This is a genomic window from Halobacillus sp. BBL2006, assembly GCF_000786645.1.
In the GTDB taxonomy this organism is placed as follows: domain Bacteria; phylum Bacillota; class Bacilli; order Bacillales; family Halobacillaceae; genus Halobacillus.
Map to the genome: position 1 here is coordinate 1 of NZ_JRNX01000429.1, position 5,117 is coordinate 5,117.

Consider the following 5,117-nt stretch of genomic DNA (forward strand, 5'->3'; position numbering starts at 1 on the left):
TGGCGGGAATGTTCTTGGGATTCTATTTTTCACTGGGATGATCTATTTTGCAGGGGTTTTCAACGAAATGGATCCTCATCACTCCCTTCTGATCAGTACAGCAGAAAAGAAAATGAATCTCCCAGCCTCCCAGCTCTTCTTTCGTGCTATTCTAGCAAACTGGCTTGTTTGTTTAGCCGTATGGCTGCCCATGCAAGTAAAAGATGACCTAGCCAAAATAGTTTTAATGATTTTACTTGTATTTACCTTTTTCATCTCTGGTTATGAACATAGCATCGCTAACATTACTTTATTCTCCATTGCATTAACTTCGCCACATACTGCACTGGTGACCATAAGCGGGTTGTTTCATAACCTTATCCCTGTAACTCTTGGAAATATTGTTGGAGGGGGATTTTTTGTAGGAGCCGTTTACGCTTATTTGAATATGCCAAAGCAGGAACAAAAAGTACCAGCCCTAAAATATATAAAAGAAAGCCAGCCCTATTTGACTAAACGAACTTGACTAAAAAAGAGAATCGCACATAATCATGTGCGATTCTCTTTATACTAGATTATGCTTAAAGGCATAAATGACGGCCTGCGTGCGATCATGTACCTGCAATTTGCCAAGGATGTTACTTACGTGCACTTTGACTGTTTTCAAAGCGATGAAAAGCTGATCAGAGATTTCCTGATTCGTCTTCCCTTCCGCCATCAGCATCAATATCTCCATCTCTCTTTTCGTCAATTCTTCATGAAGGTCTTTCACATCTGGCTTTCGCATCTTTGTCATGATTTTCCCTGTGACTTCTGGTTCCAGAATGGACTGGCCTTCATATGTAGCACGGATCGCCTTCGCTATTTCCTCAGCTTTGGAGGTCTTCAGCATATAGCTCGTCGCCCCGGCTTCAAGTGCGGGATAAACTTTCTCATCATCCAAAAAGCTTGTGACTATGATGATCTTCGCTTCAGGCCATTGGTCGACGATGCGCTTGGTCGCTTCAATTCCGTCCATCTCTTCCATTACTAAGTCCATCAAAATGATATCCGGCCGATGTTCAAGGGCCAGCTCTACCGCATTTCCTCCGTCATCTGCCTCAGCAATGACCTCAATATCACTTTGTGCAGAGAGATAAGCGGAGACTCCAATTCGAACCATTTCATGATCATCCGCAAATAAAACTGTAATCATCAACTCTTGCCTCCTTTTTGGCGATAAGGAACTTTAACTTCCAAACGTGTTCCTTGATTTTTTAAGCTAACCAGCTTCAAGGTTCCTCCAACTTCAAATGCGCGTTCCTGCATATTTTGAAGACCATAAGAACTAGCTTTTGCCTCTTCCACATCGAAGCCCACCCCGTCGTCCACCACGCGGAGGATTATTTTCTGATCACGTTCGATCAATATGACAGATAGAGTGGTCGCTTTGGCATGACGCAATGTGTTAGAAATAGACTCTTGAAGAATCCGAAATAACTGGTCTTCTAAACCTTTATCAAGCTCTAACGGTTCTACTGTCCACTCAACTTCCATCGGTACTTTTTGTGTCAGTTCATAAAGCAGCTCTTCCGCACCTTCCGATAACGTTTTATCTTTTAAAGCAACAGGCCTCAAGTGAAGTAAGAGCGCTCTCATTTCAAGCTGAGATTGATGAATCATTTTTTCTACCATTTTCAACTGTTTGTTTACAGGTTCTTCTTGTGGTGACTGGGCTTCATTGATCGCCGACATCATCATCGATGCAGCAAACAGCTGCTGGCTGACAGAATCGTGCAATTCTCTAGCAAGACGGTTCCTCTCTTGGACTACCACTTCCTGCAAGCTTTTCTCTCGCTCTTCGGCTCGCTCTGTTGCAAGCTTTTGAGAAAGTTCGGCTTGTTTAGAAAATTTATCTTCGATTTGCTTCAGTTTATCTTCAATTTGCTTTAACTCGAATAATTCCGGATCCTCATAAACGATTTCGTTTCCTTTAGCCACCTCATCCATTTTAAGTTCTATGGAATGGATGCGATTCCTCCAATACCACCCTTGAGAAATTCCAACAATCAGGCCGGTGGTAACAGAAATCGTCAAAACGAGAAATCCATACGGTAAGTCAATCACCCTCCGGCTCCACAAGTCTCCCCAGGAGGTGACTGGAAAAGCCATAAAGGTGAAACTTAACAAGACAATGGAAAACATAGAAAAGGTGGCCACACCAGTGAGCACTTGTCTTTGCCAAATATTCATACGCGCTTCACCTCGATGTCACCCGAGAGCAATGAGGTGATGATCTTGACTCGTGGTTTTTTTGTATCGTAATCAGGTGTGCGGTAGGAAACAATTTGATTGAGTACTTGTGACTTCTGGTACTGAAAAATGTTTGCCCTTCCAATGACTGCGCTGTGATGGATACTGACATCTACTTCATAAGGAACATAAATGATTAAATTCCCGACAAGATGACGGATAGATATGACAGCTTCATCGTGAGGTAATACTGTCTGACTCAAGTCGATCACTCGATCACCGAAACCACCATGAATGTTAATGTCCTGCCATTGATAGGAATGGTCCGGAGTCGATTGATCTCCAAAAAACTTTTGCCTTAATACAGGTTCTTGTTGGTTCGGAACCTCTTCATAATAGTCGATAATCTCAGGCTTGATTTGTATAGGATCTTTCCTTGATTTAAAGTAATTACGGATAAATAGGATGATCGCAGCAATAATTAGAAACCTCACAGCGATCATGCTCAGAACCGTTAAGACTAAGCTGATGACTCCGATCCAAAAACAGATCTTACGCCATAACACGGGATACTTTTTCCACCCCAGATAAATAAGGAAACTGGAGAACAGTACGGAAAATATGAGCCCTCCATTGAAAAAAGCAATTTCTACGATGAGGAGGATCACCCCTATAATTAAAAGCGTATTGATTGTGTCCGTTGATAATCGTTTAAGCATAAAGGTCATCCCCCTCTCTATTTCTATCTATATCGTATCAAAAAGGCGCAGAACCCTGCGCCTTTCAATAATATCATGATTTTTATTTCGCGGTAACTTCCTCTGTATTCTTCATATCTTTTTCAAGCTGCGCAATCTTACTATCGAATGTGTTTCGATAGTAAGCACTATTCACTTTGTATTCAAGGTCTTCGATGTAACGGTCAATTTCAGAAAACCTGGAGTAAGGCTTGTCCGCTACATCGTCGATCACCTGATTCATTCGGTGGTGAGCACGAGCGATATTTTCACGCCCCATAAGTTCCATCCTCTTCAAATGCATGTCCTTCAACTTATGTTTCATCTCTTCATATTTATGCTCCAGCGTCTCCAGCTGCTCGATCGCGTCTCTCCGTGAAGCTTGCAGACGTTCTGCACGTCCTTCATATTCCTGTTGCTCTTTTACAGCAAACTCATACATGGACTCTTCACCGGCTCTCTGTGCAACTTCAGCTTGACGCTTACGCTTGTCCGCCATATCTTGAGCACGTTGATACTCTTGGGTGAACTCGTCTTTCAAACGGTATTGGCGCTCTACTAGCTTACGTACCTTTTCCGTTTCCTTTTCGCTTTCTCGTAAATATTGATTTAACATCGCAATTGGATTTTTCTGTTCTTTTTGATCCAGTGCCTCGTGAATGTCTGCCGTAATTGAATCTTTCAACCGTGTAAACAAGTTAGCCATTTGAATATCTCTCCTTTAGATTATTTGTTCAGTTCTGCCCATTCTCTTTCAAAATTGGTAAAAGGATCATCGGACTTGTAAGAAGTGGATGATGTACCTTCCGACTTGCCTGTCCACGTCTTGTAGATCAGGTAAAGTCCATATGCGGCTGCCAGGCCGATAACGGCATAAATATTAGATGCAGCAACACTCAAGATGATCAATCCAAGGACGACCCATCCGATTTTTCCAGCCGTTGAATCACTCTTCATAAACTGCTTAAACACTACATACAGTAACCAAACGCTTACACCAAGCAGAATCATTGGACCCAGGTTCGCTAGCAGAATTCCAAGAGCGATTAGCCCGGCGATGAATAGTAAAAACTTTTTCATGGTTTGTTTCCCTCCTCGTTCATTTCTTGTCTTAATCTTACCGAGGATTTGAATTTCCGGTAATGAGCCAGCGACATATTTTGGTATAAGCCTAGAGGCTTAGAAGGATGTCAGACCTTGTTGAAAAGAGGATTTGAGGTGTTTGCAGCGAATCATTACTGAGAAAGGAGTGAGACATTCATTAAACGTCAAAAAACGATTCAACATAAGCAGCTTGAATCATTATTAAGTCGTATACCTCTCGGCCATCCTAATGAGAACAAACTCCAAGAACAGCTTCTCAAAACAAATGCAGGATTTGCAGGTGAGTCAACTGCTGATCATTATCTTCGCTATCTCCCTTCTACAGAGTTTCAATGCCTAACAGATCTCCAACTTTTTGATGGCATCCAATATTTTCAAATGGACGCACTCGTGTTCAGCCCCAAATGCCTGCTCATTCTAGAAGTTAAAAACTATAAAGGGAACTTACCTTCGATTTCGATCATCATCAGCTTTTCAGGCTGTTAAACGCGAATACGGATATTTTCCCTGACCCATTCCTTCAAGTAGAGTTACAAACCCTTCAATTCAATCGCTGGCTCCAATACTACGGTTTTCCCTCTCTTCCGATCTATTCACTCATTGTGATTTCTAATCCAAACACAATCATTCAAACGAAAGGGGGTGATACTAAAAACAATCGAATAGTAAGAGCAAAGCAACTGCCTTCGGTGGTGCGTGATATAGATTCAAGTTGTAAAGAAGAACTTTGGTCTCAAAGTGATATCCACCATTTTCAGCAGCAAGTGCGCAGAAAACACAGACCATACGAAAAGACCACCCTTCCCCAATACAATCTGGAAGAAAAGTATTTGATTAGAGGGGTCCAGTGCAGGGAATGTGGAGTGTTTCGTATGATCCGCAAACGAGATCATTGGTTTTGCGGTTAATGCTCAACCAAATCAAAGAATGCTCATCTTCAGGCTTTGATCGATTATCGACTGCTGATTGGAAAGGAAATTTCTACACCTCAATTCATGGAGTTTGCTGGGATTAAGTCCAGAAAGGTGGCGTGGCGATTACTGACGGAGGCTTGTCCAGATTTTT

The 5,117-nt window shown here is 42.1% G+C and carries 7 protein-coding genes; 2 read left to right on the forward strand and 5 right to left on the reverse strand.

What is annotated here, in order from left to right; translation table 11 throughout:
• A partial coding sequence (locus LD39_RS12870) for a formate/nitrite transporter family protein (protein WP_035547401.1) occupies positions 1–505 on the forward strand: 505 nt, incomplete at its 5' end.
• Positions 506–544: 39 nt separating this feature from the next.
• Here LD39_RS12870 and LD39_RS12875 read toward each other — a convergent pair.
• The 5 genes from LD39_RS12875 to LD39_RS12895 form a co-directional block, all read right to left on the reverse strand.
• Complete coding sequence (locus LD39_RS12875) at positions 545–1,174, reverse strand: response regulator transcription factor (RefSeq protein WP_035547403.1); 630 nt, start codon at positions 1,172–1,174, stop codon at positions 545–547.
• Positions 1,174–2,211 carry a sensor histidine kinase gene (locus LD39_RS12880; protein WP_035547406.1) on the reverse strand — a complete coding sequence of 346 codons (1,038 nt, stop codon included), beginning with the start codon at positions 2,209–2,211 and terminating at the stop codon, positions 1,174–1,176. The genes LD39_RS12875 and LD39_RS12880 overlap by 1 nt, the downstream gene beginning before the upstream one ends.
• Positions 2,208–2,930, reverse strand: coding sequence for a cell wall-active antibiotics response protein LiaF (gene liaF, locus LD39_RS12885; RefSeq protein ID WP_035547410.1), 723 nt, complete (start codon positions 2,928–2,930; stop codon positions 2,208–2,210). Before liaF ends, LD39_RS12880 begins: the two co-directional genes overlap by 4 nt.
• 82 nt (positions 2,931–3,012) lie before the next feature.
• Positions 3,013–3,654 carry a PspA/IM30 family protein gene (locus tag LD39_RS12890; protein WP_035547413.1) on the reverse strand — a complete coding sequence of 214 codons (642 nt, stop codon included), beginning with the start codon at positions 3,652–3,654 and terminating at the stop codon, positions 3,013–3,015.
• A gap of 20 nt (positions 3,655–3,674) precedes the next feature.
• A complete protein-coding gene (locus tag LD39_RS12895) occupies positions 3,675–4,028 on the reverse strand; it encodes a hypothetical protein (RefSeq protein ID WP_035547416.1) in 354 nt (117 codons plus the stop codon).
• A 234-nt stretch (positions 4,029–4,262) separates the two neighbouring features.
• Between LD39_RS12895 and LD39_RS23925 the strand changes: the two genes are divergently transcribed.
• Positions 4,263–4,538 carry a nuclease-related domain-containing protein gene (locus tag LD39_RS23925; protein ID WP_369793239.1) on the forward strand — a complete coding sequence of 92 codons (276 nt, stop codon included), beginning with the start codon at positions 4,263–4,265 and terminating at the stop codon, positions 4,536–4,538.
• Positions 4,539–5,117: the final 579 nt, after the last annotated feature.

What these genes read in the sequence shown, in the direction of transcription:
- LD39_RS12875 (WP_035547403.1), bottom strand. Translation starts at nt 1,174, where the DNA reads ATGATTACAGTTTTATTTGCGGATGATCATGAAATGGTTCGAATTGGA.
- LD39_RS12890 (WP_035547413.1), bottom strand. Translation starts at nt 3,654, where the DNA reads ATGGCTAACTTGTTTACACGGTTGAAAGATTCAATTACGGCAGACATT.
- LD39_RS12895 (WP_035547416.1), bottom strand. Translation starts at nt 4,028, where the DNA reads ATGAAAAAGTTTTTACTATTCATCGCCGGGCTAATCGCTCTTGGAATT.
- LD39_RS12880 (WP_035547406.1), bottom strand. Translation starts at nt 2,211, where the DNA reads ATGAATATTTGGCAAAGACAAGTGCTCACTGGTGTGGCCACCTTTTCT.
- liaF (WP_035547410.1), bottom strand. Translation starts at nt 2,930, where the DNA reads ATGCTTAAACGATTATCAACGGACACAATCAATACGCTTTTAATTATA.